Origin of the sequence: Pseudomonas sp. H3(2019) (genome assembly GCF_007713465.1) — a bacterium.
Taxonomy (GTDB): domain Bacteria; phylum Pseudomonadota; class Gammaproteobacteria; order Pseudomonadales; family Pseudomonadaceae; genus Aquipseudomonas.
Genome location: NZ_VMSG01000011.1, coordinates 67,140 through 92,918 on the forward strand (window position 1 = coordinate 67,140; position 25,779 = coordinate 92,918).

The following is a 25,779-nucleotide window of genomic DNA, read 5'->3' on the forward strand; positions in this document are numbered from 1 at the left end:
GCTGTCCAAGGTGCCCTCCATCAGAAAAGACTGTTCGATTCTGGCGGCGACTTTTAATGCCATGCGGCGTTGCCGCTCCTCCCCATAGCCCGCTATGGCTCGTCGCGGCGCCTTGCATGACATTAAAATCCACTCGCCAGCTCTCGAACGCTTTCCTAATGGAGGACACTACACCGACCGTCTGCTAGGCTCCGGCCCTTCTTTACCGCCTGTTCAATGAGATCCCCCCGCGTGCCCGACGCCATTTTGCGCCTCGCCCTGCCTTCGCCCCTGCGCCGCCTGTTCGACTACCGTGCCCCGGCGGGAGTCCTGCGCGCGCATTTGCATCCGGGCATGCGGCTGCGGGTGCCGTTCGGTCGCCGCGAGATGATCGGCATCCTGGTGGAAGTCACCAGCCACAGCGAAGTCCCGGCCGACAAGCTTAAACCGGCACTGGCCCTACTCGATGCCACGCCACCGCTACCGGCGGCGCTGTTCAAGTTGTGCCTGTGGACGTCCCAGTATTACCAGCACAGCCTCGGCGACACCTTGAGCTGGGCGTTGCCGGTGCTGTTACGCCAGGGTGAAATGGCCGAAGCGCGCCAGGAGCGGTTCTGGTCGATCACCCCGGGCGCGAAACTGGATGATCCGCGCATCGCCCGCGCGCCACGTCAGCGCGAGGCCTTGGCAACGCTGGCCCAGCATCCGCATGGCGTCGCCCATCAACTGCTGAGCAAGTTGATGTTGAGCAAGGACAGCCTCGACCTGCTGCTGGCCAAAGAACTGGTGCAAGTGGAGATCCGCAAACACGCACCCGGCGAACGTCACGAACACTGGCTGGCGCAACCGGAGCTGCCGCTGAACCCGGAGCAGCGCGCCGCTTATGAAGCAATTCGCGCAGGCTTCGACAGTTTCCATGCGTTCCTGCTGGCCGGGGTCACCGGCAGCGGCAAGACCGAAGTCTATTTGCAACTGATCCGCGAAACCCTCGAGGCCGGCAAGCAGGCGCTGGTACTGATCCCCGAAATCAACCTCGGGCCGCAGACCCTGGCGCGTTTCGAACAGCGCTTCAATGCTCGCATCGCCCTGGTGCATTCGGCGGTCAATGACCGCGAACGGCTGGAATCCTGGCTCGCGGCCCGGGATGGCGAGGCCGACATTATTATCGGCACCCGCTCGGCGCTGTTCACGCCGATGAAAAACCCCGGGCTGATCATCATCGATGAAGAGCACGACGGCTCATATAAACAGCAGGAGGGTTTGCGCTATCACGCCCGCGATCTGGCGTTGGTGCGAGCGCGGCAGGAAAACATCCCGATTGTCCTCGGCTCGGCGACGCCGTCACTGGAAAGCCTGCACAACGCCTACACCGGTCGCTACGGTCTGCTGCGCCTGAACGAGCGCGCCGGCGGGGCAAAACAACCACGCTTCCTGCGGCTGGACGTCAAAAGCCGTCCGCTGGACAGCGGTATTTCCGGGCCGATGCAACAGGCGATTGGCCAGACCCTCGCCGCTGGCCAGCAAGTATTGGTGTTCCTCAACCGTCGCGGCTTTGCGCCCACCCTGCTCTGTCACGATTGCGGCTGGATGTCTGAATGCCAGCGCTGCGATGCGCGAATGACCGTGCACCAGCGCTCCGGCGAGCTGCGTTGCCACCATTGCGGCTACGTTGAACGTGTCCCTCGGCACTGCCCGAAATGCGCAAAAGTCGATTTGCGGCCAGTGGGCGCCGGCACCGAACGTGCCGAAGAGCGTCTGGGCATTTTGTTCCCGGACTACCCGGTATTGCGGGTCGACCGCGACAGCACCTCGCGCAAGGACGCAATGAATCAGCTGTTCGCGACTATCCAGAAAGGTCAGCCGTGCATTCTGGTGGGCACGCAGATGCTCGCCAAAGGGCATCACTTTCCACGGGTGACGCTGGTGTCGATTCTCGATGCCGACGGCGGACTGTTCTCCGGCGACTTCCGCGCCAGCGAGCGCATGGCCCAGTTGATCGTGCAGGTGGCAGGTCGTGCCGGCCGTGCCGAAGAGCCGGGCAAAGTGATCATTCAGACTCACTTGGCTGACCACCCGCTGTTGGTGCAACTGACCGAGCAAGGTTATTTCGCCTTTGCCGAGCAGGCCTTGAGCGAACGTCGCTCTGCCGGTTTGCCGCCGTTCGCGCACCTGGCGCTGTTGCGCGCCGAAGCGCACAAACCGGGGCAGGCCGAAAGTTTCCTCGATGAAGCCTGCAGCGAGGCGGAGCGATTATTGGCCGAACACACCCTGACCGGCATCGAATTGCTCGGCCCGGTACCGGCGCCGATGGAGCGTCGGGCTGGACGCTATCGTGCGCAATTGTTGTTGCAAGCCACGGCACGGGCGCCGCTGCATCGACTGCTGAGTGCCTGGCTGCTGGCGCTGGAACAGATGCCGAGCGGGCGGGCGGTGCGTTGGTCTGTGGATGTTGATCCGGTCGATTTGTACTGAAAGATCTTTGCACCACATATCCATAACCTGCCTGCTAAGGTTGGCAAGCCCGACTTCGCAACGGATAATGTCCAGTTTTTCCACCTGCGCATTGATGCGCCGCCGCTCTGCGGTTGAAAGAGAAGACCATGAAAGACACCATTCGCCAGTTGATCCAGCAAGCCCTCACCCAACTCGTTACCGACGGTGTGTTGCCTGAAGGCCTGACGCCGGCGATTCAGGTGGAGAACTCCCGTGACAAGACTCACGGCGACTTCGCCAGCAACATCGCCATGATGCTGGCTAAACCGGCCGGCATGAAACCGCGCGATCTGGCGGAAAAAATCATCGCCGCACTGCCGGTTGACGAAAACGTCAGCAAAACCGAAATCGCCGGGCCCGGCTTCCTCAACTTCTTCCAGAACACCCAGGCCCTGGCCTCGCGCCTGGACGCCGCCCTGGCCGACGCCCAAATCGGCGTGCGCAAGGCAGGTCCCGTGCAGCGCACCGTGGTCGACCTGTCCGCGCCGAACCTGGCCAAAGAGATGCACGTCGGTCACTTGCGCTCGACCATCATCGGCGACGGTGTGGCGCGCGTGCTGGAGTTCCTCGGCGACACGGTGATCCGTCAGAACCACGTCGGCGACTGGGGCACCCAGTTCGGCATGCTGATGGCGTACCTGCAAGAAAACCCGATTACCAGCGACGAGCTGTCGGACCTGGAAAACTTCTACCGCGCCGCCAAGCAGCGCTTCGACGAATCCGAAGCATTCGCCGACCGCGCCCGTGGCCTGGTGGTCAAGCTGCAAGCCGGTGACCCGGACTGCCTGGCGCTGTGGACCAAGTTCAAAGACATTTCCCTGTCCCACTGCCAGAAAATCTACGAACAGCTGAACGTCAAACTGACCATGGCCGACGTGATGGGCGAAAGTGCCTACAACGACGACCTGATCAACGTGGTCAACGACCTCAAGGCCAAAGGCATGCTGGTCGAGAGCAACGGCGCCCAGTGCGTGTTCCTCGACGAGTTCAAGAATGCCGACGGCGACCCGCTGCCGGTAATCATCGTCAAGGCTGATGGCGGCTACCTCTACGCCACCACTGACCTGGCGGCCGTGCGCTACCGTAACGGCGTGCTGAAAGCCGATCGAGTGCTGTACTTCGTTGACCAGCGCCAGGCCCTGCACTTCCAGCAGGTGTTCGAAGTGGCTCGCCTGGCCGGTTTCGTGACCCATCCAATGGAAATGGAGCACATGGGCTTCGGCACCATGAACGGCGCCGATGGCCGCCCGTTCAAGACCCGTGATGGCGGCACCGTGAAGCTGATCGACCTGCTGAACGAGGCCAAGGAACGCGCCTACACGCTGGTGAAGGAAAAGAACCCTGAGCTTGCCGAAGCCGACCTGCGCAACATCGCCAAAGTCGTGGGCATTGGCGCAGTGAAATACGCCGACCTGTCCAAGCACCGCACCAGCGACTACAGCTTCAACTTCGACCTGATGCTGAACTTCGAAGGCAACACCGCACCGTACCTGCTGTACGCCTACACCCGCGTGGCCGGCGTATTCCGCAAACTGGGCAAGGACTTCAGCGAAGTCGAAGGGCAGATCGTCCTCGAGGCCACTCACGAACACGAACTGGCCGCCAAGCTGGCGCAGTTCGGTGAAGTGCTGAACAACGTCGCCGAAAAAGGCACGCCGCACATCCTCTGCACCTACCTGTACGATGTTGCCGGCCTGTTCTCCAGCTTCTACGAGAACTGCCCGATCCTCAGCGCCGAAACCCCGGCACAAATGCAAAGTCGCTTGCGCCTCGCCGCATTGACCGGTCGCACCCTCAAGCAAGGCCTGGAACTCTTGGGTCTGGAAACTCTGGAGCGTATGTAAGTTGGCTGCCAAGAAAAAACCAGCACCAAAGCGTGGCGCCAGCCGTTACCAAGCTCCTGCAAAAAAGCCGATTCCGGGATGGCTGTGGATGGCCATCGGCCTGACCGTGGGCGCATTCATCGTGTTCCTGATGAAGCTGGAGCCGGGTAAAGGCAGCGAAAGCGTCAAACGCGAGAAGGTCGAGCAACAGAAAGCCAGCAAGATCGCCGAGGCCAACAAAACCCCGCCGAGCCCGACGCAACCGGTGAAGCCGAAATACGACTTCTACACCTTGCTGCCGGAATCGGAGGTCATCGTGCCGCCGGATGCCGTGCCGGAGAAAACCCTGCCGACGCCGCAAACCGCGCCTGTTGCGCCAGTCACCCCGGCAGAAGCGGCGAAGATCGACACCGCACGTGCGCAAGCAGCCCTGAGCGGCATCACCCCGCCGCCAGCGCCACCGGTAGCGAAAGCCGCACCGGTGACCAAGTTCTTCCTGCAAGCGGGCTCTTTCCGCAAGCAAGCCGACGCCGACAAGGTTCGTGCGCAGATCATTCTGCTCGGCCAGGCGGTTTCGGTGGAGTCCGGCACGGTGAAGGACGAGACCTGGTACCGCGTGCTGGTCGGCCCGTTCAGCAACCGCGAACAGCTGACCACCGCCCAGAAACAACTGGCTGGCAGCGGTTTCAGCAACCTGTTGTTACAACAACGCCAAAGCCGCTGATTTTCTCTGATTGTTCCCACGCTCTGCGTGGGAATGCAGCCCGTGACGCTCCGCGTCACTGGACGCGGAGCGTTCCTTGAGGCATTCCCACGCAGAGCGTGGGAACGATCACCACAAACACCGCTCGTCCCCCGCCACTTCCCGCAGTTGAAAAACGCCTCACCACCCCCATATGAGTTGGGATAAGGCATTTTCGCCCCGCTGCGTGGAGACTCTTCCCTTGACCACCATCGTTTCAGTTCGCCGCCACGGCAAAGTCGTCATGGGCGGCGACGGCCAGGTTTCTCTTGGCAATACCGTGATGAAAGGCAACGCGAAGAAAGTTCGCCGCCTGTACCACGGTCAAGTCATCGCCGGGTTTGCTGGCGCCACCGCTGACGCCTTTACCCTCTTCGAACGTTTCGAAGGCCAGCTTGAAAAGCACCAGGGCCACCTGGTTCGCGCCGCCGTCGAACTCGCCAAAGAATGGCGTACCGACCGCTCCCTCAGCCGCCTCGAAGCGATGCTTGCAGTCGCCAACAAAGACGCCTCTCTGATCATCACCGGTAACGGCGATGTGGTCGAACCTGAAGAAGGCCTGATCGCCATGGGTTCCGGCGGCGGTTACGCTCAGGCCGCGGCCAGCGCCCTGCTGAAGAAAACCGATCTGTCGGCCCGTGAAATCGTCGAAACCGCTCTGGGCATCGCCGGCGACATCTGTGTTTTCACCAACCACAACATCACCATTGAGGAGCAGGATCTCAGCGAATAAGCCTGTTTCGGCCATCACGCCACGGCATTCACTTTTGCTTGAGGACCCCCCATTACCATGCCAATGACTCCCCGCGAAATCGTCCATGAACTCAGTCGCCACATCATCGGCCAGGACGATGCCAAGCGCGCCGTCGCCATCGCCCTGCGTAACCGCTGGCGCCGGATGCAACTGCCTGAAGAGCTGCGCGTTGAAGTAACGCCCAAGAACATCCTGATGATCGGCCCGACCGGTGTCGGTAAAACCGAAATCGCCCGTCGTCTGGCCAAACTCGCCAACGCGCCGTTCATCAAGGTTGAAGCGACCAAGTTCACCGAGGTCGGCTATGTCGGCCGTGACGTCGAGTCGATCATTCGCGACCTCGCCGATGCCGCGATCAAGCTGCTGCGCGAACAGGAAATGATCAAGGTTCGCCATCGTGCCGAAGATGCCGCCGAAGAGCGCATCCTCGATGCACTGCTGCCACCGGCACGCATGGGTTTCAGCAACGAAGACTCCGCGCCGGCCTCGGATTCCAACACCCGCCAACTGTTCCGCAAGCGCCTGCGCGAAGGTCAGCTGGATGACAAGGAGATTGAAATCGAAGTCGCCGAAGTATCCGGCGTCGATATCTCCGCGCCACCGGGCATGGAAGAAATGACCAACCAGTTGCAAAGCCTGTTCGCCAACATGGGCAAGGGCGCGCGCAAGAGCCGCAAACTCAAGGTCAAGGAAGCGCTGCGACTGGTGCGCGACGAAGAAGCCAGCCGCCTGGTCAATGACGAAGAGCTCAAGGCCAAGGCCCTGGAAGCGGTCGAGCAGCACGGCATTGTGTTTATCGACGAAATCGACAAGGTCGCCAAGCGTGGCAATTCCGGCGGCGTCGATGTGTCTCGCGAAGGCGTACAGCGCGACTTGCTGCCGCTGATCGAAGGCTGCACGGTCAACACCAAGCTGGGCATGGTCAAAACCGACCACATCCTGTTCATCGCTTCCGGTGCGTTCCACCTGAGCAAGCCAAGTGATCTGGTGCCCGAGCTGCAAGGTCGCCTGCCGATCCGCGTCGAACTCAAGGCCCTCACGCCGGAAGACTTCGAGCGCATCCTCAGCGAGCCGCATGCGTCGCTCACCGAGCAGTATTGCGCACTGCTGAAAACCGAAGGCGTGACCATCGAGTTCCAGCCCGACGGCATCAAACGTGTGGCGGAGATCGCCTGGCAGGTCAACGAGAAGACCGAGAATATCGGTGCCCGTCGCCTGCACACTCTGCTCGAGCGTCTGCTCGAAGAGGTGTCGTTCAGCGCCAGCGATCTGGCCAGCACCCACAGCGAAGAGCCGATCCGCATCGACGCTGACTACGTCAACAGCCACCTCGGCGAATTGGCGCAGAACGAAGACCTGTCCCGCTACATTCTGTAGAGCGGCAAGCTTCTAGCGACAAGCTACAAGCTGGACATCACCGTCTTGTAGCTTGTAGCTTGTAGCTTGTAGCTTAAAGCCCAGAAGCCCCTCATCATGACCAAACTCCCCACCGCCATCAAACTGCACAAAGCCTCGAAAACCCTGGAGCTGCAATACGCGCCCGACGAGGTCTATCACCTGAGCGCGGAGTTCTTGCGCGTGCACTCTCCTTCCGCCGAGGTCCAGGGCCACGGCAAACCCATCCTTCAATTTGGCAAGATCGGCGTAGGCCTGAACAAGGTAGAACCGGCCGGTCAGTACGCACTGAAATTGACCTTCGATGACGGCCACGACAGCGGTCTGTTCACCTGGGAATATCTCTATCAGTTGGCGCGACGATATGACGCACTCTGGGACGATTATCTTGCCGAGCTCAAAGCCGCCGGAAAATCCCGCGATCCAAACGAGTCAGTCGTCAAGCTGGTGCTCTAAATCAAGGCTCGCGCTCTTTAGAGGGCATTTTCTAATTTCATCTGTTTGAATGCTGGGCTGCGGTGCCGAGGATCGGCCTGCTTGCGAAAAAAATTAAACTCGGGTAACCAATGGATCTGGCAAGTTCTGTGCAGCGCGCCTCCTGAATGAAAAAGTCAGCGATGTACAACTAACGGTCACCCGAGCGTGTACCCGGCATTTGCTGTGTGACTACACAGCAGGACTCAGGTACTCGCCTCAGGACAATGGAGCGTCGTAGATGAGTAACAAGAATAACGATGACCTGAAACGTCAAGCCTCGGAGAACACCCTTGGGCTTAACCCGGTCATCGGCTTGCGTCGAAAGGATCTGCTTACCTCTGCCCGCATGGTGCTGACCCAGGCCATCAAACAACCCATCCACAGCGTCAAGCATGTCGCGCACTTTGGCATTGAGCTCAAGAACGTGATGCTCGGTAAATCCGAGCTGCAACCGGAAGGCGATGACCGTCGTTTCAACGATCCGGCGTGGAGTCAGAACCCGCTCTACAGACGTTATCTGCAAACCTACCTGGCGTGGCGCAAGGAACTCCACGACTGGATTGGCGAAAGCAGTCTGTCCACCCAGGACATCAGCCGCGCACACTTCGTGATCAACCTGATGACCGAGGCCATGGCCCCGACCAACAGCGCGGCCAACCCTGCTGCCGTCAAACGCTTCTTCGAAACCGGCGGCAAAAGCCTGCTCGATGGCCTCTCGCACCTGGCCAAGGATCTGGTGCACAACGGCGGCATGCCGAGCCAGGTCAACATGGGGGCCTTCGAAGTCGGCAAGAGCCTGGGCACCACCGAAGGCGCGGTAGTTTTTCGCAACGATGTGCTGGAACTGATCCAGTACCGGCCAATCACTGAACAAGTACACGAACGCCCACTGCTGGTAGTTCCACCACAGATCAACAAGTTCTACGTTTTCGACCTGAGCCCGGACAAAAGCCTCGCGCGCTTCTGCCTGCGCAACAATGTGCAGACCTTCATCGTCAGCTGGCGAAACCCGACCAAGGCCCAACGTGAATGGGGTCTGTCGACCTACATCGAAGCACTCAAGGAAGCGGTCGATGTGGTCACCGCGATCACCGGCAGCAAAGACGTGAACATGCTCGGCGCCTGCTCCGGCGGCATCACCTGCACCGCGCTGCTGGGCCACTACGCGGCGCTCGGCGAGAAGAAGGTCAACGCCCTGACCCTGCTGGTCAGCGTGCTCGACACCACCCTTGATTCCCAGGTCGCACTGTTCGTCGACGAACAAACTCTGGAAGCCGCCAAACGCCACTCCTATCAGGCCGGCGTGCTCGAAGGGCGCGACATGGCCAAGGTCTTCGCCTGGATGCGTCCCAACGACCTGATCTGGAACTACTGGGTCAACAACTACCTGTTGGGCAACGAACCGCCGGTTTTCGACATCCTGTTCTGGAACAACGACACCACCCGGCTGCCTGCGGCGTTCCACGGCGACCTGATCGAACTGTTCAAAAACAACCCACTGGTTCGCGCCGATGCACTGGAAGTGTGCGGCACGCCGATCGACCTCAAGCAGGTCACGGCAGACGTCTATTCCCTGGCAGGCACCAACGACCACATCACACCGTGGAAGTCGTGCTACAAATCGGCGCAGCTGTTCGGTGGCAAAGTCGAATTCGTGTTGTCCAGCAGCGGCCATATCCAGAGCATTCTGAACCCGCCGGGCAACCCGAAATCCCGTTACATGACCAGTACCGACATGCCGGTCCATGCCAACGACTGGCTGGAAAACTCAACCAAGCACACTGACTCCTGGTGGCTGCACTGGCAGGCCTGGCAGGCCGAGCGTTCGGGCAAGCTGAAAAAAGCCCCGACAGTACTCGGCAACAAGACCTATGCGGCAGGTGAAGCATCACCGGGGACTTATGTGCACGAAAGATAGCGGCAAGCTTCAAGCTATAAGCCGCAAGCTGAACTCGTTCCGCTTGCAGCTTGTAGCTTGAAGCTGCTTCCCCCTAACCCGCAGGGTTTGAAACATGCCGCAACCGTTCATATTTCGTACCGTCGACCTGGATGGTCAAACCATCCGCACCGCGGTACGCCCCGGCAAGCCTCACTTGACGCCCTTGCTGATTTTCAACGGCATCGGCGCCAACCTGGAGCTGGTGTTTCCGTTCGTCCAGGCGCTGGACCCGGACCTGGAAGTGATCGCCTTCGATGTCCCCGGTGTCGGCGGTTCATCGACGCCTACCCACCCTTACCGCTTTCCCGGGCTGGCCAAGCTGACCGCGCGGATGCTCGACTACCTCGATTACGGGCAAGTCAACGTGGTCGGTGTTTCGTGGGGCGGGGCACTCGCCCAACAGTTCGCTTTCGACTACCCCGAGCGCTGCAAGAAACTGGTGTTGGCAGCGACGGCAGCGGGCATGGTGATGGTGCCCGGCAAACCGAAAGTGCTGTGGATGATGGCAAGCCCAAGACGCTACATCCAGCCATCCCACGTGATTCGCATTGCGCCGCTGATTTATGGTGGTTCGTTCCGTCGTGATCCGAACCTCGCGGCGGAGCACGCCAGCAAAGTGCGTTCGGCGGGCAAGCTTGGCTACTACTGGCAGCTATTCGCGGGCCTGGGCTGGACCAGTATTCACTGGCTGCACAAAATCAATCAGCCGACCCTGGTGCTGGCCGGTGACGATGACCCGCTCATTCCGCTGATCAATATGCGGGTACTCGCCTGGCGTATTCCCAATGCCCAGCTACACATAATCGACGACGGCCATTTATTCCTGATCACTCGGGCTGAAGCCGTTGCTCCAATCATCATGAAATTTCTCCAGGAAGAACGCCAACGGGCGGTGATGCATCCGCACCCGGGGTCGTTTGGCGGCACATAACGTACTGCGTATGTCGACAGGCGTGTCGAAAGCCGCAAGGGAGGTCCGGAGCGACTATGGTGTCTATTCGGAATTGATGTACTTGTTGATGGCTTGACGAAGGAGTGTTGACTCATGCGAGACAAAAAAGCGCCGGGCGCCTTTCCTCCACCCGCCGCATTCATCAACGCCCAGAGTGCGATCACCGGTCTGCGCGGCCGGGATCTGCTCTCGACTCTGCGCAGCGTCGCCACCCATGGCTTGCGCCACCCGGTACAGAGTGCCAAACACGCACTGGCATTGGGTGGTCAGTTGGGCCGGGTACTACTGGGCGAGACCCTGCATCAGCCCAACCCTTCGGACAGTCGCTTTGCCGACCCGAGCTGGAGCCTGAATCCGTTTTACCGGCGCGGCCTTCAGGCCTATCTGAGCTGGCAGAAGCAGATCAAACAATGGATCGATGAAAGCGGTATGTCCGCCGACGACCGCGCACGCGCGCAATTTGCCTTTGCTCTGCTCAACGACGCGGTCTCGCCATCCAATACCTTGCTCAACCCGCTAGCGGTCAAGGAACTGTTCAACTCTGGCGGCCACAGTCTGGTGCGTGGTCTGAGCCACCTGCTCGACGACCTGATGCACAACAATTGCCTGCCCAGCCAGGTGACCAAGCACGCCTTCGAAGTCGGCAAAACGGTTGCCACCACCACCGGTGCCGTGGTGTTTCGCAACGAACTGCTGGAGTTGATGCAGTACAAGCCAATGAGCGAAAAGCAGTACGCCAGGCCACTGCTGGTGGTACCGCCGCAGATCAACAAGTACTACATTTTCGACTTGAGCCCGCACAACAGCTTCGTCCAGTTCGCACTGAAAAACGGCCTGCAGGTGTTCATGGTCAGCTGGCGCAACCCGGATGTCCGTCATCGCGAGTGGGGTCTGTCGAGTTACGTCGAGGCCCTGGAAGAAGCCCTGAATGTCTGCCGGGCGATCAGCGGCAGCCGCGAGGTCAACCTGATGGGCGCCTGCGCTGGCGGCCTGACCATCGCTGCCCTGCAAGGGCATCTGCAAGCCAAGCGGCAGCTGCGTCGGGTCTCCAGCGCGACCTATCTGGTAAGCCTGCTCGACAGTGAACTGGAAAGCCCGGCGACCCTGTTTACCGACGAACAAACCCTCGAAGCGGCCAAGCGTCGCTCCTACCAGAAAGGTGTACTCGAAGGTCGCGACATGGCCAAGGTCTTTGCCTGGATGCGCCCCAACGACCTGATCTGGAACTACTGGGTCAACAACTACCTGCTGGGCAAAGAACCGCCAGCCTTCGACATTCTCTATTGGAACAACGACAACACACGTCTGCCGGCCGCCTTTCATGGCGACCTGCTGGACTTCTTCAAGCACAACCCGTTGACCCATCCTGGCGGACTGGAAGTCTGCGGCACACCGATCGACTTGCAGAAGGTCAACGTCGACAGCTTCAGCGTTGCCGGGATCAACGACCACATCACGCCTTGGGATGCGGTGTACCGCTCGACACTGCTGCTGGGCGGTGAGCGGCGCTTCGTGCTGTCCAACAGCGGCCACGTGCAGAGCATTCTCAACCCCCCGAGCAACCCCAAGGCCAACTACGTCGAGAGCCCGAAACTGAGCAGCGATCCACGGGCCTGGTACTACGACGCCAAACACGTCGACGGCAGTTGGTGGAACCAGTGGCTGGGCTGGATTCAGGAACGTTCCGGCACTCAGCGCGAACCCCTGATGGCCCTTGGTAACCAGAACTATCCACCGATGGAGGCGGCGCCAGGCACTTACGTGCGCGTACGCTGAACTCTCCCCCGCGCCACGGCCTGAAGTGTCGGCCGTGGCCTGACGAATCACTAAGAAGACTGGATGAAAACCCGCGACCGGATTCTTGAATGTGCCCTGCAGCTGTTCAACCAAAAGGGCGAGCCGAATGTCTCTACCATGGAAGTTGCCAATGAACTGGGGATCAGCCCCGGCAACCTCTACTACCACTTTCACGGCAAGGAGCCGCTGATTCTCGGGTTGTTCGAGCGCTTTCAGAGCGAATTGACGCCGTTACTCGATCCGCCGTCGGACGTGCAACTGGCACCGGAGGATTACTGGCTGTTCCTGCACCTGATCGTCGAACGCCTGGCGCACTACCGCTTCCTGTTCCAGGACCTGTCGAACCTGGCCGGACGCTTGCCGAAACTGGCCAAGGGCATCCGTAATCTGCTCAATGCCCTCAAGCGTACATTGGCCTCGTTACTGGCGCAGTTGAAGGCTCAGGGACAACTGGTCAGCGATACCCAGGCACTCGGGCAACTGGTGGAACAGATCACCATGACCTTGCTGTTTTCCCTGGACTATCAGCGGATTCTCGATCGCGAAGGCGAAGTGCGAGTGGTGGTCTACCAGATCATGATGCTGGTGGCGCCGCACCTGCCGCCGTCGGCGAAACTCGCAACCGAGCAGTTGGCGTTGCAGTATCTGGAAGAACATGACTGAAGGAGCAACACCGACCCTGTAGCAGCTGGCGAACCACTCAGCTTTTGCGGCACAAACAAAAACGCCCGACCTTCGCAGGCCGGGCGTTCTTGCGTGCCCTGGGTTAATCAGGACTGACTGGTTGGCGCCGATGGGGTTGGCGTTACAGTCGGGGTCACAGCAGGGGTTGGCGCCGCGGCGGAGTTCGCCGGGCTGACCGGTGCTGCCGGTTTGGCGGCAGCCACTGCTGGTTTCGGTGCGGCCGCTTTCGGGGCTGCAGGCTTTTTGGCTACCGGCTTCTTCGCAGCAGCCGGTTTGGCCGCTGGCTTGGCCGCTGCAGGTTTGGCTGCCGCGGTTTTAGCTGCCGGCTTCGCTGGCGCTTTAGCCGCTGGTTTGGCAGCCGGTTTCGCGGCAGCTTTTACCAGGGGTTTGGCGGCAGTTTTAGCCGCCGGTTTGGCTGCTGCAGTTTTAGCAGCAACAGGCGTAACCTTGGCACCGGTGAGTTTTTCGATTTGCTTGGTCAGAGTGTCGACCTTGCTGTGCAGCGCTTTGACTTCATTGCGGCTTGGCACGCCAAGACGCGAAATCGCGCTGTTCAGACGCTTGTCGAAAGCCCCTTCCAGTTCGTCCCACTTGCCGAGCGCACGATCTTTGACACCACTGATACGCGACTTGGCCGATTGAGCGGAGTCTTTGGCAGCGTCGACAGTTTTGCCGACAGCGCTCTTGGTGAGCTTCTCGGCTTTCTCGCCATCCTTGACCAATGCCTCGAAGAGTTTGCTGCCGTCAGTGTCGATCTTCGAGTACACGCCTAAACCAGCAAGCCAGATTTTGCGGGAGTAGTCTTCGACTTTCCCAATCCACGAGCTGCCTTCTTTCTCGGTGTTCTTCTTGCCAGCCATCCCGTTCTCCTTAATGTTTACGCGCGACGCGTTCGAGCAATGCCGTCAGCTCATCGAGCTTAGCAGAGAGTGTCTCAACGTCATGTTTAGACGGAATGCCGATACGATTCAAGGCACTTGCGACACGCGTGTCGAAAGCCTTCTCGACTTTGTCGAGCTGAACTTCGACTTTGCCTTTGAAGGTACTGACTTCACTCTTGGCTTCATCAATCTCGGCATTGGCCGCTTCAAGCTTCTCGGCAACTACCTTTTTGCCTTTCTTTTCAACAGTTTGACCAGCCTTGATCAACTCCTGAAAGTACTCGCTGCCTTCATGACCGACCTTGGCGTAGGCACCCAGGCCTGCCAGCCAGATCTTGCGGGCATAGGATTTCACTTCGTTCAACGCAGTCGGCTGAACGTCAGTTTTTTTCTTCAAAGTAACTTTGGCCATGGTGCACCTCACGCGCAGAAGGTTTGAGGAACTGCCCGTCAAGCGTCGGGCTCAGGCACAACGTAGTGAGAAAAATTAGAAACGGCACCCTAACAACTGACATAAACAATGCGGATGACAACGTTCTATTGTGGGAGCGAGCTTGCTCGCGATAGCTGTCCATCATTCAACATTGATGCTGACTGATACTCCGCCATCGCGAGCAAGCTCGCTCCCACATGAAAAGAACAATTCAGACCAAGGCTTTATCGAGGGCTCTTTCGATTTCCGACTTGATGGTGCCGCTCATGGCTGACATCAACAGACCGAGTTCGACATCAACCCTGATCGAGGTGTCGCCCACATACACGGCGCCTTTTACCCCGGAACGCTTGAGGTTCAGGGTGTCGCCCGACCACTGAGGTTCCAGGCCATATTGCGCAGCCAGTTTTTCCGCCAGTTTGTCAGCCTTCTCGCGGGCTGCTTCCTTACCCAGGCCATGGGCACGCTCAACACTAATATGGGCCACTGAATGACTCCTGTTTTATCGGGACTTGCCTCACGCATTCTGACCCCTGCTGCGTCAAAACGTCCGGGCGGTTGCCTATCTTACCTTCAGCCTTGCCAAGACAAAGCATGCCTGCGGGATTAGAATGTCGCGCATTCTCTTTTGGTGACAGCGATATGACTGATCAGCGCAAAGGCAGCGATGCCGAACCCACCACTCACTTCGGCTTCAAAAACGTTCCGGAAAGCCAGAAAGCGGAAAAAGTCGCTGAGGTTTTCCACTCGGTAGCCGCCAAATACGACCTGATGAATGACCTCCTGTCGGGCGGCATGCATCGTTTGTGGAAGCGTTTTGCGATCGAACTGTCGGGCGTTCGCACCGGCAACCGCGTGCTGGACATCGCTGGCGGCACCGGCGACCTGACCAGAAAGTTCTCGCACCTCGTCGGTCCGACCGGCCAGGTCGTGCTCGCCGACATCAACGAATCCATGCTCAAGGTCGGTCGTGACCGCCTGCTGGATCTGGGCGTGGCCGGCAACGTCGAGTTCGTTCAGGCCGACGCTGAAAAGCTGCCGTTCCCGGACAACCACTTCGACTGCGTGACCATCGCGTTCGGCCTGCGTAACGTCACCCACAAGGAAGACGCCCTGCGCTCCATGCTGCGGGTGCTCAAACCGGGCGGGCGCTTGCTGGTGCTGGAGTTCTCCAAACCGACCAACGCACTGATGTCCAAAGCCTACGACGCCTACTCGTTCGCCTTCATGCCGTTGATGGGCAAGCTGATCACCAATGACTCGGAAAGCTATCGCTACCTGGCCGAATCGATCCGCATGCACCCGAATCAGGAAACCCTGAAGTCGATGATGGTTGAAGCCGGTTTCGACCGCGTGACCTACCACAACATGACCGCAGGCATCGTCGCCCTGCACCGTGGCATCAAACCCTGATGTTGCTCGCCGGCCTGCTCGCCAGCGTCGAACTCGGCCTCAACCGGGTGTTGCGGCTCGACAGTACGGCGCTGCCGCGTCTGGCGCATTTGAGCGGCAAGGTGATTGCCATCGACTGCCGCAGCCCGGCGTTGCAGATGTTCATTGTGCCCAGCGACGAAGGCCTGATGCTGGCAGCACACTGGGCTGCGGACGCCGACTGCACCTTGCGCGCACCGGCGGCAAGCCTGCTCAAGCTGGCCCTGAGCAAGGACAAGACGGCGGTCCTGCATGCTCCTGAAGTTGAACTCGACGGCGACAGCGGCGTGCTGCTGGAACTCGCGGCAGTCCTTCAGGACCTGGAACTGGACTGGGAATACGAACTCTCGCGCTGGCTCGGCCCGGTCGCCACGCAACTGCTGGGCGGTCACTTGCGCAGCCGCGCACGCTGGTATCAGCAAGGTTTCGCCAGCCTGAACCAGAATCTTGCCGACTACCTCGCCGAAGAATCGCGTGCCCTCGTCGGCCAGCGCGAAGCCGAAGCGCGGTTTAGTGAACTGGACCAGATCAAACTTGATCTGGAACGTCTTGAGGCGCGCTTCGAGCGTCTTTCCCGATCCCTTGATTCAAGCGATAACGCATGAAGCTGCTTGCCGTCCGCCGTTTGTTGCGCATCCAGCGCGTCGTGGTCCGCTACCGCCTCGATGACCTGCTGTTCGCCCTGCCACTGCCGTGGTTCCTGCTGGGGCTGCGTTATGCGCTGCCGTGGCGCTGGTTCCCGCGTAAAACCCTGGACCTGAGCCGGGGCGCGCGCTTGCGACTGGCCTTGCAGGACCTGGGGCCGATTTTCATCAAGTTCGGGCAGATTCTTTCGACCCGCCGCGACCTGCTGCCTGAAGACATCGCCGATGAGCTGATGCTGCTGCAGGACCGTGTGCCGCCGTTTGACTCGCAGGTGGCGGTCAAGCTGATCGAGGAACAGCTGGGCAAGAAAATCAGCGAGGTGTTCAGCCGATTCGACATCGAGCCACTGGCTTCGGCGTCGGTGGCGCAAGTCCATGCGGCGCAGTTGAAAAGCGGCGAAGAAGTGGTAGTCAAGGTCATACGCCCAGGCCTCAAACCGGTCATCGCGCAAGACCTGGCCTGGCTGTTCATCCTCGCCCGTGCAGCGGAAAAACTCTCTGCCGACGCCCGCCTGCTGCACCCGGTGGAGGTGGTCAGCGACTACGAAAAGACCATCTTCGACGAACTCGACCTGCTGCGCGAAGCGGCTAATGCCAGCCAGCTGAGGCGCAATTTCGACGGTTCGCCGCTGCTGTATGTGCCGCAGGTCTACTGGGACTGGTGCCGGCCCAAAGTCCTGGTGATGGAGCGTATCTACGGGATTCAGGTCACGGACCTCGCGACCCTCGCCGACCAGCGCACCGACATGAAAATGCTCGCTGAACGAGGCGTGGAGATCTTCTTCACCCAAGTGTTCCGCGACAGCTTCTTCCACGCCGACATGCACCCCGGCAACATCTTCGTCAGCACCGTGCAGCCGTGGAGCCCGCAGTACATTGCGATCGACTGCGGGATCGTCGGCAGCCTGACACCTGAAGACCAGGACTATCTGGCACGCAACCTGTTCGCCTTCTTCAAGCGCGACTATCGCCGCGTTGCCCAATTGCACATCGATTCGGGCTGGGTACCGGCAGAAACCAAACTCAACGAATTCGAAGCGGCCATCCGTACAGTCTGCGAACCGATCTTCGAAAAACCGTTGAAAGACATTTCCTTCGGTCAGGTGCTGATGCGCCTGTTCCAGACGGCGCGGCGCTTCAACATGGAAGTGCAGCCGCAACTGGTTCTTTTGCAGAAAACCCTGCTCAACATTGAAGGCCTGGGTCGTCAGCTGTACCCGGAGCTGGACCTGTGGAACACCGCCCAGCCGTTCCTCGAACGCTGGATGCGCGAGCGCGTCAGCCCGAAAACCTTGCTCGGCAACCTGCACAACCAGGTCGAGCAACTGCCGCACCTGGCCAACATGACCCGCGACCTGCTCGAGCGCATGTCGCAGCCGCACATCGTCAACCCGCCACCGACCTGGCATCGCCGCTCGGACGACTGGTTCCTGCGCCTGCTCGGCACTGTGCATCTGGCAGGCGGCGCGATCCTGCTGGCCGGCGGCCCCCTGGACGGACTGGGCCATTGGCCCGGCGCAATCATGGTGGCCGTGGGCTTGTATCTGATCGTTCGCCGATAGCCAGAGCCCCCGCAGACTGGCACACTGTTTCAACGCCAGGGCTCCACTACTGAAGTGTCGAGCCCACTGTCGGAGTCGAAGATGAAAGATTGGCTGGACGAGATCAAATGGGACAGCGACGGCCTGGTGCCGGCGATCGCCCAGGATCATAAAACCGGGCGCGTGCTGATGATGGCCTGGATGAACCGCGAAGCGCTGGAACTGACCGCCGCCGAGAACCGCGCCATCTACTGGTCACGTTCGCGTGGCAAGCTGTGGCGCAAGGGCGAAGAGTCCGGTCATGTGCAAACACTGCATGAGATGCGCCTGGACTGTGACGCCGACGTGATCATTCTGATGGTCGAGCAGATCGGCGACATCGCCTGTCATACCGGCCGCCAAAGCTGCTTCTACCGCGTCTATGAGAACGGCGACTGGAAAACCGTCGACCCGGTGCTCAAGGACCCGCACGCCATCTATTCGGACCACAAACATGACTGACACCCTGACCCGTCTGGCCCAAGTGCTGGAAGAGCGTAAAGGCGCTGCCGCCGACAGCTCGTATGTCGCCAGCCTTTACCACAAGGGCTTGAACAAGATTCTGGAAAAAGTCGGCGAAGAATCGGTCGAGACCATCATTGCCGCCAAAGACGCCGCCATCAGCGGAGATTGCAGTGATGTAATCTACGAAACCGCTGACCTGTGGTTCCATAGTATGGTCATGCTCGCCCAACTGGGGCAGCATCCGCAGGCAGTGCTCGATGAACTGGACCGCCGCTTTGGCCTGTCCGGCCACGTCGAGAAAGCCTCGCGCCCGTCCGCCTGAATAACGATTAGAGAGGAACAGCAACATGGGCATTTTTGACTGGAAACACTGGATCGTCATCCTGATTGTGGTCGTACTGGTATTCGGCACCAAAAAACTGAAAAACCTCGGCACCGACGTCGGCGAAACGATCAAGGGCTTTCGCAAAGCCATGAACGACGAAGAGAAGCCTGCCGAGCCCGTCGTACCGCCGACCACGGCACAGCCAGCAGCGCCGGTGCAACCACAGGCCACGACACTGAAAGAGCCGCACACCATCGACGTGCAGGCCCATAAAGTCGAAGAGCCGACCCGCAAAGACTCGTGAGCACAGACTAATGTTCGGTATCAGCTTCTCTGAACTGCTGCTTGTCGGCCTCGTCGCCCTGCTGGTGCTGGGCCCCGAGCGTCTGCCGGGCGCTGCGCGCACTGCCGGCCTGTGGATCGGACGCCTGAAGCGCAGCTTTAACGCGATCAAACAGGAAGTTGAACGTGAAATCGGTGCCGACGAGATTCGCCGGCAACTGCACAACGAGCACATTCTGTCGCTGGAACAAGAGGCCCGCAAAATCCTCTCGCCCACCCAGCAACAGCCGACGCCCGTCGAAACGGTAGCCGAGCAGACAGTCCAGGCGCCTGCTGCCGAAACTGCGGCTGTCGCAACACCGGTCGAGCCGCCTCCAGCGGTCGTTGCCGCACCTCCGGCAGCCCCTGTTACTCCTGCGGCGGCAACCACTGCGCCGGCTCCCCACGACCCAACACTGCCGCCGCGAGCCCCATGAGCGATATTCCAGAGAACGACCAGCACATGCCGCTGGTTTCGCACCTCACCGAGTTGCGCACTCGCCTGCTGCGCTGCGTCGCGGCGATTTTCCTGATCTTCGCCGGGCTGTTCGCCTTCACCCAGCAGATCTACACCTTTGTCTCGATTCCGCTGCGCCAGTACTTGCCGGCCGGCGCAACGATGATCGCCACAGACGTGTCCTCGCCGTTCCTGACGCCGTTGAAGTTGACCATGATGGTCTCGCTGTTCCTGGCGATCCCGGTGATCCTGCATCAGATCTGGGGCTTCATCGCGCCGGGCCTGTACAAGCATGAAAAACGCATCGCGGTGCCGCTGCTGGTCTCCAGCATCCTGTTGTTCTACACCGGCATGGCGTTCGCCTACTTCCTGGTGTTCCCGCTGATCTTCAAGTTCTTCGCCTCGGCCACTCCGGCGGGCGTGGAAATGATGACCGACATCACCAGTTACCTGGATTTCGTCATGACGCTGTTCTTCGCCTTTGGCGTGGCGTTCGAGATCCCGGTGGCCGTGGTGCTGCTGGTGTGGATCGGCGTGGTCGACGTCAAATACCTGAAGAAGATCCGCCCGTACGTGGTCATCGGCTGCTTCGTGGTCGGCATGATCCTGACCCCGCCGGACATCTTCTCGCAGACCCTGCTGGCCGTGCCGATGTGGCTGTTGTTCGAGATCGGGATATTGTTTGGCAGCCTGGTCAGCAAACGCGAAAAACCGGCGGATGACCTGCCGGCGGACGATCACAACGACCAGCCGCCAGCGACTCAACCGTGAACCTGCTGCTCCTCGAAGAGGCCGATTTCATTGCGGCCGACCGGGTGATCCTGCGCGATCGCCGACTCACTCACATGCAGGAAGTCCACCGCTGTGAAGTCGGCGACAGCATGCGGGTCGGGCGGATTGGCGGATTGATGGGCTCAGCCGAAGTGCTGCGCCTGGAAGCCACCGAAGCCGAGCTGCGCGTCACCCTCGACCAGCCACCACCGGCCAAGCTGCCGCTGACCCTGCTGCTGGCCCTGCCACGGCCAAAGATGCTGCGTCGAGTGTTCCAGACGGTGGCCGCCATGGGTGTGCCGCGAATCGTGCTAGTGAACAGCTATCGGGTCGAGAAGAGCTTCTGGCAGACGCCGTTCCTCGAACCCGAGGCCATCCGTGAGCAACTGATCCTCGGTCTCGAACAGGCTCGCGACAGCGTGCTGCCCGAGATCGTCATCGAGAAACGCTTCAAGCCCTTCGTCGAAGACCGCCTGCCGGCCATCGCCGACGGCACCCTCGGGCTGATCGGCCACCCTGGCCAGTACCCGCCCTGCCCCCGCGGGCTGGACGAACCGGTGACCCTGGCCATCGGCCCGGAAGGCGGCTGGATCCCCTACGAAGTCGACCTGCTGACCAAGGCCGGCCTGCAACCGGTACAGCTCGGCGAGCGCATCCTGCGGGTCGAAACCGCCGTCACTGCCCTGCTTTCGCGGCTGTTCTAACGCGTCCCTCCCCCCTACAGAAAACTGCGGACCCGCCGATAGTCTCCCTATGAATCCAATTGAAGTGGTCATAGAGGGTCCGCAGCATGTACCGATGGTTAACCGAACACCTTGGAAATGTGAGCGTCAATCGCAAGCTTGGCATCGGCTTTGGCCTGGTATTGCTCCTGACCCTGTTGATCACCCTGACCGGCTGGATTGGCATGAGCGGCATCATCAGTCGCGGTGACAAAGTCGGTTATATTTCCAGCATCAATGTGCTGACCAAAGACCTGCGAATTGCTCGTCTGGACTATGAAGTTCGCCGCGGCGAACAAGGCCCGGCGGCGGTCAACGACCTGTTGGGCAAGCTCGACGAGGGCCTGCAAGGCGCCCTCAAAATGATCGTGCTGCCGGCTAATGTGGCGATGCTCAATCAGCAGATTGAAGCCGTCAGCGAGTACAAGCGCGCCTTTGCCGACCTGACCCAGGCCACCGCCAACCGCGAGGCCGCCCGCGCCAAACTCGGTGCCAGCGCCGATAATGCCGTGGCCCATGTGGCGGAAGTCGAAGCAGCCCTGCTGCAAGGTGACAGCGTCGCCCAGTTCAACAGCGTCATCGAGCTGAGCAAGTTGATCCAGCAAGCACGCTTCCAGGTGCGCGGTTACACCTACAGCGCCAAGGTCGAGGCTGAGCAACCGGCGCTGGATGCCATCGACAACGCGCTGAAAAACCTCAAGACCCTGCCGGCAAAACTCCCGGATCAACACACCTCCAACCTGCAACAGGCCACCGATTCACTCATCGGTTACCGCGCCGCCGTCAGCCAGTTCCGCGACTCACAAGTGGCCAGCGTCGATGCCCTCAAACGCATGGCCACCCAAGGCGACCGCCTGATGGATCTGAGCAAACAACTGACCCAGGCACAAATCCTGGTGCGTGATGCCGAGACCGAGAAAGCCAAAAACACCCTGATGCTGGTCACTCTGCTCGCGCTGGCATTTGGTCTGCTCGCTGCCTGGAGCATCACCCGACAGATCGTCATCCCGCTGAACCAGACCCTCAAAGTCGCCGAGCGCGTAGCCGCCGGGGACCTGACTCACAATCTCATCTCCCAGCGTCGCGACGAACTCGGCCAGCTGCAATGCGCCATGCAGAACATGACCGTCGGCCTGCGTGAACTGATCGGCGGTATCAGCGAAGGCGTGACACAGATCGCCAGCGCCGCTGAAGAGCTCTCTGCCGTGACCGAGCAGACCAGCGCCGGGGTCAACAGCCAGAAAGTTGAAACCGATCAGGTGGCTACCGCCATGAACGAGATGGCCGCCACCGTGCAAGAAGTCGCACGCAATGCCGAGGAAGCATCGGAAGCCGCCGTCGCCGCTGACCAGCAGGCCCGCGAAGGCGACAAGGTGGTCGGCGAAGCCATCGCCCAGATCGAACGCCTGGCCACTGAAGTCGGCAACTCCACTGAAGCCATGGGGCATCTCAAGCGTGAGAGCGACAAGATCGGCAGCGTGCTGGATGTGATCAAGTCCGTGGCCCAACAAACCAACCTGCTGGCCCTCAACGCCGCTATCGAGGCTGCACGGGCCGGTGAAGCCGGACGTGGTTTTGCCGTGGTTGCCGATGAAGTGCGCAGCCTGGCGCAACGCACCCAGAAGTCCACCGAAGAGATCGAAGAGCTGATCGTCGGCCTGCAAAGCGGTACACAGCAGGTCGCCACTATCATGGACAACAGCCGCAGCCTCACCGACAGCAGCGTTGAACTGACTCGCCGCGCTGGCGGTTCGCTGTCCAACATCACTCGCACTGTCTCGGCGATTCAGGCGATGAATCAGCAGATTGCCACCGCCGCCGAACAGCAGAGCGCCGTGGCCGAAGAGATCAACCGCAGCGTGCTGAACGTGCGCGACGTCTCCGACCAGACCTCGGCCGCCAGTGAAGAGACCGCGGCCTCCAGCGTCGAGCTGGCACGGCTGGGTACCCACCTGCAGATGCTGGTGGCCAAGTTCAGGGTTTGAGAAACCACCAAGATCGTTCCCACGCTCTACGTGGGAACGATCAGTTACGAGGTTACAGAACCTGCCGCAAAAACACCTGTGCCCGAGGATCCTTCGGCGCATCGAAGAACTCGGCCGGCGAGGCGTCTTCGAGCAATTTGCCGTGATCGAAGAACAGCACCCGATCCGCAACTTCCCGTGCAAAGCCCATTTCGTGGGTCACGCAGACCATCGTCATGCCTTCCACGGCCAGGGTCTTCATCACGTCCAGCACTTCGCCGACCATTTCCGGGTCCAGCGCCGACGTCGGCTCATCGAACAACATCACCTTCGGCTCCATGGCCAGCGCCCGGGCAATCGCTACGCGCTGTTGCTGACCACCAGAGAGGCGCGACGGAAACTCGTGGGCCTTCTGCGCGATGCCGACCTTTTCCAGCAAGGCCAAGGCCTTGGCCTCACGCTCTTTTTTTCCGCGCTTGCGCACGACTTTCTGCGCCAGGCAGAGGTTCTCCAGCACCGTCATGTGCGGGAACAGGTTGAAGTGCTGGAACACCATCCCGACTTCACGGCGATAGGCGTTGACGTCGGTTTTCGGGTCCGCCAGTTGCAGACCGTCGATACTGACCGAGCCCGAGTCGAACGCTTCCAGGCCATTCAGGCAGCGCAGAAAGGTCGACTTGCCGGAGCCCGACGGGCCGATCACTACCAGCACTTCGCCCTTGGCCACTCGAGTGGTGACGTTATCGACCGCACGGACCACTTGGCCGCGGGTGTCGAAGACTTTTACCAGATCGCGGACTTCAATCACTTTGCGCGAGCCTCCGCTCAAGCCGGCTGGCGATTTTCGACAGCGGCAGGTTGATCAACAAGTACAGGCCAGCCACGCAGAACAGGATTTCGAACGGCGAGAACGAGGTGGTGATGACTTCACGGCCACTTTTGAGCAGCTCGGTGATGGCGATGACCGACACCAGTGAAGTGTCCTTGACCAGACTGATGAACTGCCCGGCCAGCGGCGGCAGCACGCGCTTGAACGCTTGCGGCAGCACCACATGGCGCATCGACTGGCCAGCGCTCAAACCCAGCGAACGGGCGGCTTCGTTCTGCCCACGGGCAATCGACTGCACGCCAGAACGAATGATCTCGGCCACATAGGCACCGGTGAACAGCGACAGCGCAGCGATCCCGGCAAATTCGCGGGACAGGTTGAGCACCGTGCCGATGAAGAAGTAGAAGATAAAGATCTGCACCAGCAGCGGCGTACCGCGCACCAGCTCGATGTAGACGGTCGACAGATCGCGCAGGGTCGGGTTGTTCGACAGCCGGCAGAGGCCGGTCGCCAGGCCGATCAGCAGCCCGAGCACGCCCGACACCAGCGACAGCCACAACGTTGTCCACAGGCCCCACAACAGCGGTCCTGCCGCCCAATGCCGGGTCACGCCAACCACATCGCCTTCCGCCACATCGTCGCCACGGGCCACTTGCAGGCTGTTGTCATCAACGCTCAGCCGCTGTTCGACCCCGACGTCGTTGCGCAGGGTCACTTCGGCCTTGTCGCCGTTGCGCACCAGCTCGCTGACGGTGGAAATGTCCGCCGCACGCTGGGTTTCTTCGGCGTGATAGGCGAAGTACTGCGGCACGCGGTTCCAGCGCCATTCGTAAGACATCAGCGAGGTGGCGTAGTACAACGCGCCAGCCATGCCGATCAGCACCAGCACGGTCAACACGTGCCAGGGCCATTGGGCTTTTTTCTGTTTCATTTGCTTTGAAAGTTCCGAATGCTGTGTTGCCAGGGAAGCCGTCATCGCGAGCAAGCTCGCTCCCACAGTGGATCGGTGTGAACACAACATTTGTGTCCGGCGCAGATCCTGTGGGAGCGAGCTTGCTCGCGATTGAGGCGACGCGGTCTATCTGACCGGGCGTTATTCCATATCCTTGAGCCAGGCGGAGTCTTTGAACCACTTGTCATGGATGCGATCGTAGGTGCCGTCTTCGTGGATCTGGTGCAGGAAGTTGTTGATGAAGTTGATGCTGTCGTAGTCACCCTTCTTCAGACCGAAGGCCAATGGCTCGTAGGTAAACGGCTTGTCGAGGAACACCAGTTTGCCGTTGCCGACCTTGTTCACTGCCACGACGTTGTAAGGCGCGTCGTAGATGAAGGCGTCAGCCTTGCCGTTGACCACGTCGAGCACCGCTTCCTGCTCGTTGTCGTAGCCGTGGTACTTGGCCTTGGAGATCAGCTTTTTCGCGACCATTTCGCCGGTGGTGCCGAGTTTGGAAGTAATACGGTAGTCGGCGGTGTTCAGGTCTTTATAGGACGTGATGGTGCCTTCCAGGTCCTTGCGGATCAGCAATGTCTGGCCGACCACGATGAACGGTTCGCTGAAATTCAGGCGCAGGTTGCGTTCCTGGGTCAGGGTCATGCCGCTGCCGATCATGTCGAACTTGTCGGTCATCAGGGCCGGGATGATCCCGTCGTAGCCGGTGGAGACCATCTCCAGCTTGACGCCCATGGCCTTGGCCATGGCTTTGAGGATGTCGACTTCGAAGCCGATGATCTCGCCGCGCTTGTTGGTCATTTCAAACGGCATGTAGGTCGGGTCCATGCCGACTTTCAGCGTGCCACGCTTGACTGCGTCGTCGATGGCACCGGCGTGCGCCGCGTTGACGGCAACCAGTGCCGTGACGCCGAGCAGCAGCATCGAGAGATACTTCTTCATCATCAACTCCCCTAACTCTTTGTGTTGTCA

The 25,779-nt window shown here is 60.3% G+C and carries 26 protein-coding genes and 1 pseudogene; 21 read left to right on the top strand and 6 right to left on the bottom strand.

Annotation, left to right across the window (positions count from 1 at the left end):
* Nucleotides 1–231 precede the first annotated feature (231 nt).
* The 10 genes from FPT12_RS13070 (at nt 232) to FPT12_RS13115 (ending at nt 13,014) form a co-directional block, all read left to right on the top strand.
* Nucleotides 232–2,451 carry a primosomal protein N' gene (locus tag FPT12_RS13070; protein ID WP_145016633.1) on the top strand — a complete coding sequence of 740 codons (2,220 nt, stop codon included), beginning with the start codon at nt 232–234 and terminating at the stop codon, nt 2,449–2,451.
* Between the two features lie 128 nt (nt 2,452–2,579).
* Complete coding sequence (argS, locus tag FPT12_RS13075; RefSeq protein WP_145016634.1) at nt 2,580–4,316, top strand: arginine--tRNA ligase; 1,737 nt, start codon at nt 2,580–2,582, stop codon at nt 4,314–4,316.
* 1 nt (nt 4,317) lies between these two features.
* Nucleotides 4,318–5,019 carry an SPOR domain-containing protein gene (locus FPT12_RS13080; RefSeq protein ID WP_145016635.1) on the top strand — a complete coding sequence of 234 codons (702 nt, stop codon included), beginning with the start codon at nt 4,318–4,320 and terminating at the stop codon, nt 5,017–5,019.
* A gap of 220 nt (nt 5,020–5,239) precedes the next feature.
* Complete coding sequence (gene hslV / locus FPT12_RS13085; RefSeq protein WP_123423947.1) at nt 5,240–5,770, top strand: ATP-dependent protease subunit HslV; 531 nt, start codon at nt 5,240–5,242, stop codon at nt 5,768–5,770.
* Nucleotides 5,771–5,827: 57 nt separating this feature from the next.
* Nucleotides 5,828–7,168, top strand: a complete 1,341-nt coding sequence (gene hslU / locus FPT12_RS13090; protein ID WP_145016636.1) for an ATP-dependent protease ATPase subunit HslU — start codon at nt 5,828–5,830, stop codon at nt 7,166–7,168.
* Nucleotides 7,169–7,264: 96 nt separating this feature from the next.
* Nucleotides 7,265–7,642: a gamma-butyrobetaine hydroxylase-like domain-containing protein gene (locus tag FPT12_RS13095; protein ID WP_145016637.1), complete on the top strand. Its 378-nt coding sequence runs from the start codon at nt 7,265–7,267 to the stop codon at nt 7,640–7,642.
* 259 nt (nt 7,643–7,901) lie between these two features.
* Nucleotides 7,902–9,581, top strand: coding sequence for a class II poly(R)-hydroxyalkanoic acid synthase (phaC, locus tag FPT12_RS13100; protein WP_145016638.1), 1,680 nt, complete (start codon nt 7,902–7,904; stop codon nt 9,579–9,581).
* 94 nt (nt 9,582–9,675) lie between these two features.
* Entirely contained in the window at nt 9,676–10,533 is an 858-nt protein-coding gene (gene phaZ, locus FPT12_RS13105) for a poly(3-hydroxyalkanoate) depolymerase (RefSeq protein WP_054595215.1), read from the top strand.
* 114 nt (nt 10,534–10,647) lie between these two features.
* On the top strand, nt 10,648–12,330 hold the full coding sequence (gene phaC / locus FPT12_RS13110) for a class II poly(R)-hydroxyalkanoic acid synthase (protein ID WP_145016639.1): 1,683 nt from the start codon (nt 10,648–10,650) through the stop codon (nt 12,328–12,330).
* A gap of 63 nt (nt 12,331–12,393) precedes the next feature.
* The gene (locus tag FPT12_RS13115; protein ID WP_145016640.1) at nt 12,394–13,014 is read left to right on the top strand and encodes a TetR/AcrR family transcriptional regulator; all 621 of its coding nucleotides are present in this window, start codon (nt 12,394–12,396) and stop codon (nt 13,012–13,014) included.
* 107 nt (nt 13,015–13,121) lie between these two features.
* Here FPT12_RS13115 and FPT12_RS13120 read toward each other — a convergent pair whose 3' ends face one another.
* The 3 genes from FPT12_RS13120 to FPT12_RS13130 form a co-directional block, all read right to left on the bottom strand.
* Nucleotides 13,122–13,895 carry a phasin family protein gene (locus FPT12_RS13120; protein ID WP_145016641.1) on the bottom strand — a complete coding sequence of 258 codons (774 nt, stop codon included), beginning with the start codon at nt 13,893–13,895 and terminating at the stop codon, nt 13,122–13,124.
* 10 nt (nt 13,896–13,905) lie between these two features.
* Entirely contained in the window at nt 13,906–14,328 is a 423-nt protein-coding gene (locus FPT12_RS13125; protein ID WP_145016642.1) for a phasin family protein, read from the bottom strand.
* A gap of 232 nt (nt 14,329–14,560) precedes the next feature.
* Complete coding sequence (locus tag FPT12_RS13130; RefSeq protein ID WP_054595210.1) at nt 14,561–14,836, bottom strand: polyhydroxyalkanoic acid system family protein; 276 nt, start codon at nt 14,834–14,836, stop codon at nt 14,561–14,563.
* A 155-nt stretch (nt 14,837–14,991) separates the two neighbouring features.
* On the opposite strand from FPT12_RS13130, the gene ubiE reads away from it, so the two are divergent.
* The 11 genes and pseudogenes from ubiE (at nt 14,992) to FPT12_RS28350 (ending at nt 23,050) form a co-directional block, all read left to right on the top strand.
* Entirely contained in the window at nt 14,992–15,762 is a 771-nt protein-coding gene (gene ubiE / locus FPT12_RS13135) for a bifunctional demethylmenaquinone methyltransferase/2-methoxy-6-polyprenyl-1,4-benzoquinol methylase UbiE (protein ID WP_007989286.1), read from the top strand.
* A complete protein-coding gene (locus tag FPT12_RS13140) occupies nt 15,762–16,385 on the top strand; it encodes an SCP2 domain-containing protein (protein WP_145016643.1) in 624 nt (207 codons plus the stop codon). Before ubiE ends, FPT12_RS13140 begins: the two co-directional genes overlap by 1 nt.
* Nucleotides 16,382–17,986 carry a ubiquinone biosynthesis regulatory protein kinase UbiB gene (ubiB, locus tag FPT12_RS13145; protein ID WP_145016644.1) on the top strand — a complete coding sequence of 535 codons (1,605 nt, stop codon included), beginning with the start codon at nt 16,382–16,384 and terminating at the stop codon, nt 17,984–17,986. The genes FPT12_RS13140 and ubiB overlap by 4 nt, the downstream gene beginning before the upstream one ends.
* An 81-nt stretch (nt 17,987–18,067) precedes the next feature.
* Nucleotides 18,068–18,466 carry a phosphoribosyl-AMP cyclohydrolase gene (gene hisI / locus FPT12_RS13150; protein WP_054595207.1) on the top strand — a complete coding sequence of 133 codons (399 nt, stop codon included), beginning with the start codon at nt 18,068–18,070 and terminating at the stop codon, nt 18,464–18,466.
* Complete coding sequence (locus FPT12_RS13155) at nt 18,459–18,791, top strand: phosphoribosyl-ATP diphosphatase (RefSeq protein WP_018929162.1); 333 nt, start codon at nt 18,459–18,461, stop codon at nt 18,789–18,791. The genes hisI and FPT12_RS13155 overlap by 8 nt, the downstream gene beginning before the upstream one ends.
* A gap of 25 nt (nt 18,792–18,816) precedes the next feature.
* Nucleotides 18,817–19,098, top strand: coding sequence for a twin-arginine translocase TatA/TatE family subunit (locus tag FPT12_RS13160; protein WP_145016645.1), 282 nt, complete (start codon nt 18,817–18,819; stop codon nt 19,096–19,098).
* 10 nt (nt 19,099–19,108) lie between these two features.
* Nucleotides 19,109–19,552: a Sec-independent protein translocase protein TatB gene (gene tatB / locus FPT12_RS13165; protein WP_145016646.1), complete on the top strand. Its 444-nt coding sequence runs from the start codon at nt 19,109–19,111 to the stop codon at nt 19,550–19,552.
* Nucleotides 19,549–20,343, top strand: coding sequence for a twin-arginine translocase subunit TatC (gene tatC / locus FPT12_RS13170; RefSeq protein ID WP_145016647.1), 795 nt, complete (start codon nt 19,549–19,551; stop codon nt 20,341–20,343). The genes tatB and tatC overlap by 4 nt, the downstream gene beginning before the upstream one ends.
* Complete coding sequence (locus tag FPT12_RS13175; protein WP_145016648.1) at nt 20,340–21,047, top strand: 16S rRNA (uracil(1498)-N(3))-methyltransferase; 708 nt, start codon at nt 20,340–20,342, stop codon at nt 21,045–21,047. Before tatC ends, FPT12_RS13175 begins: the two co-directional genes overlap by 4 nt.
* 203 nt (nt 21,048–21,250) lie before the next feature.
* A pseudogene (locus tag FPT12_RS28345) lies at nt 21,251–22,192 on the top strand (methyl-accepting chemotaxis protein); the annotation flags it as partial.
* A 144-nt stretch (nt 22,193–22,336) separates the two neighbouring features.
* Nucleotides 22,337–23,050: a methyl-accepting chemotaxis protein gene (locus tag FPT12_RS28350; protein WP_371922553.1), complete on the top strand. Its 714-nt coding sequence runs from the start codon at nt 22,337–22,339 to the stop codon at nt 23,048–23,050.
* A gap of 52 nt (nt 23,051–23,102) precedes the next feature.
* On the opposite strand, the gene FPT12_RS13185 is transcribed toward FPT12_RS28350, so the two are convergent.
* The 3 genes from FPT12_RS13185 to FPT12_RS13195 form a co-directional block, all read right to left on the bottom strand.
* A complete protein-coding gene (locus FPT12_RS13185; protein ID WP_145016650.1) occupies nt 23,103–23,837 on the bottom strand; it encodes an amino acid ABC transporter ATP-binding protein in 735 nt (244 codons plus the stop codon).
* Nucleotides 23,830–24,789: an amino acid ABC transporter permease gene (locus FPT12_RS13190; protein WP_145016651.1), complete on the bottom strand. Its 960-nt coding sequence runs from the start codon at nt 24,787–24,789 to the stop codon at nt 23,830–23,832. Before FPT12_RS13190 ends, FPT12_RS13185 begins: the two co-directional genes overlap by 8 nt.
* Nucleotides 24,790–24,951: 162 nt before the next feature.
* Nucleotides 24,952–25,749 (bottom strand): transporter substrate-binding domain-containing protein, encoded by a 798-nt coding sequence (locus FPT12_RS13195; RefSeq protein ID WP_145016652.1) that lies wholly within the window; start codon nt 25,747–25,749, stop codon nt 24,952–24,954.
* Nucleotides 25,750–25,779 lie beyond the last annotated feature (30 nt).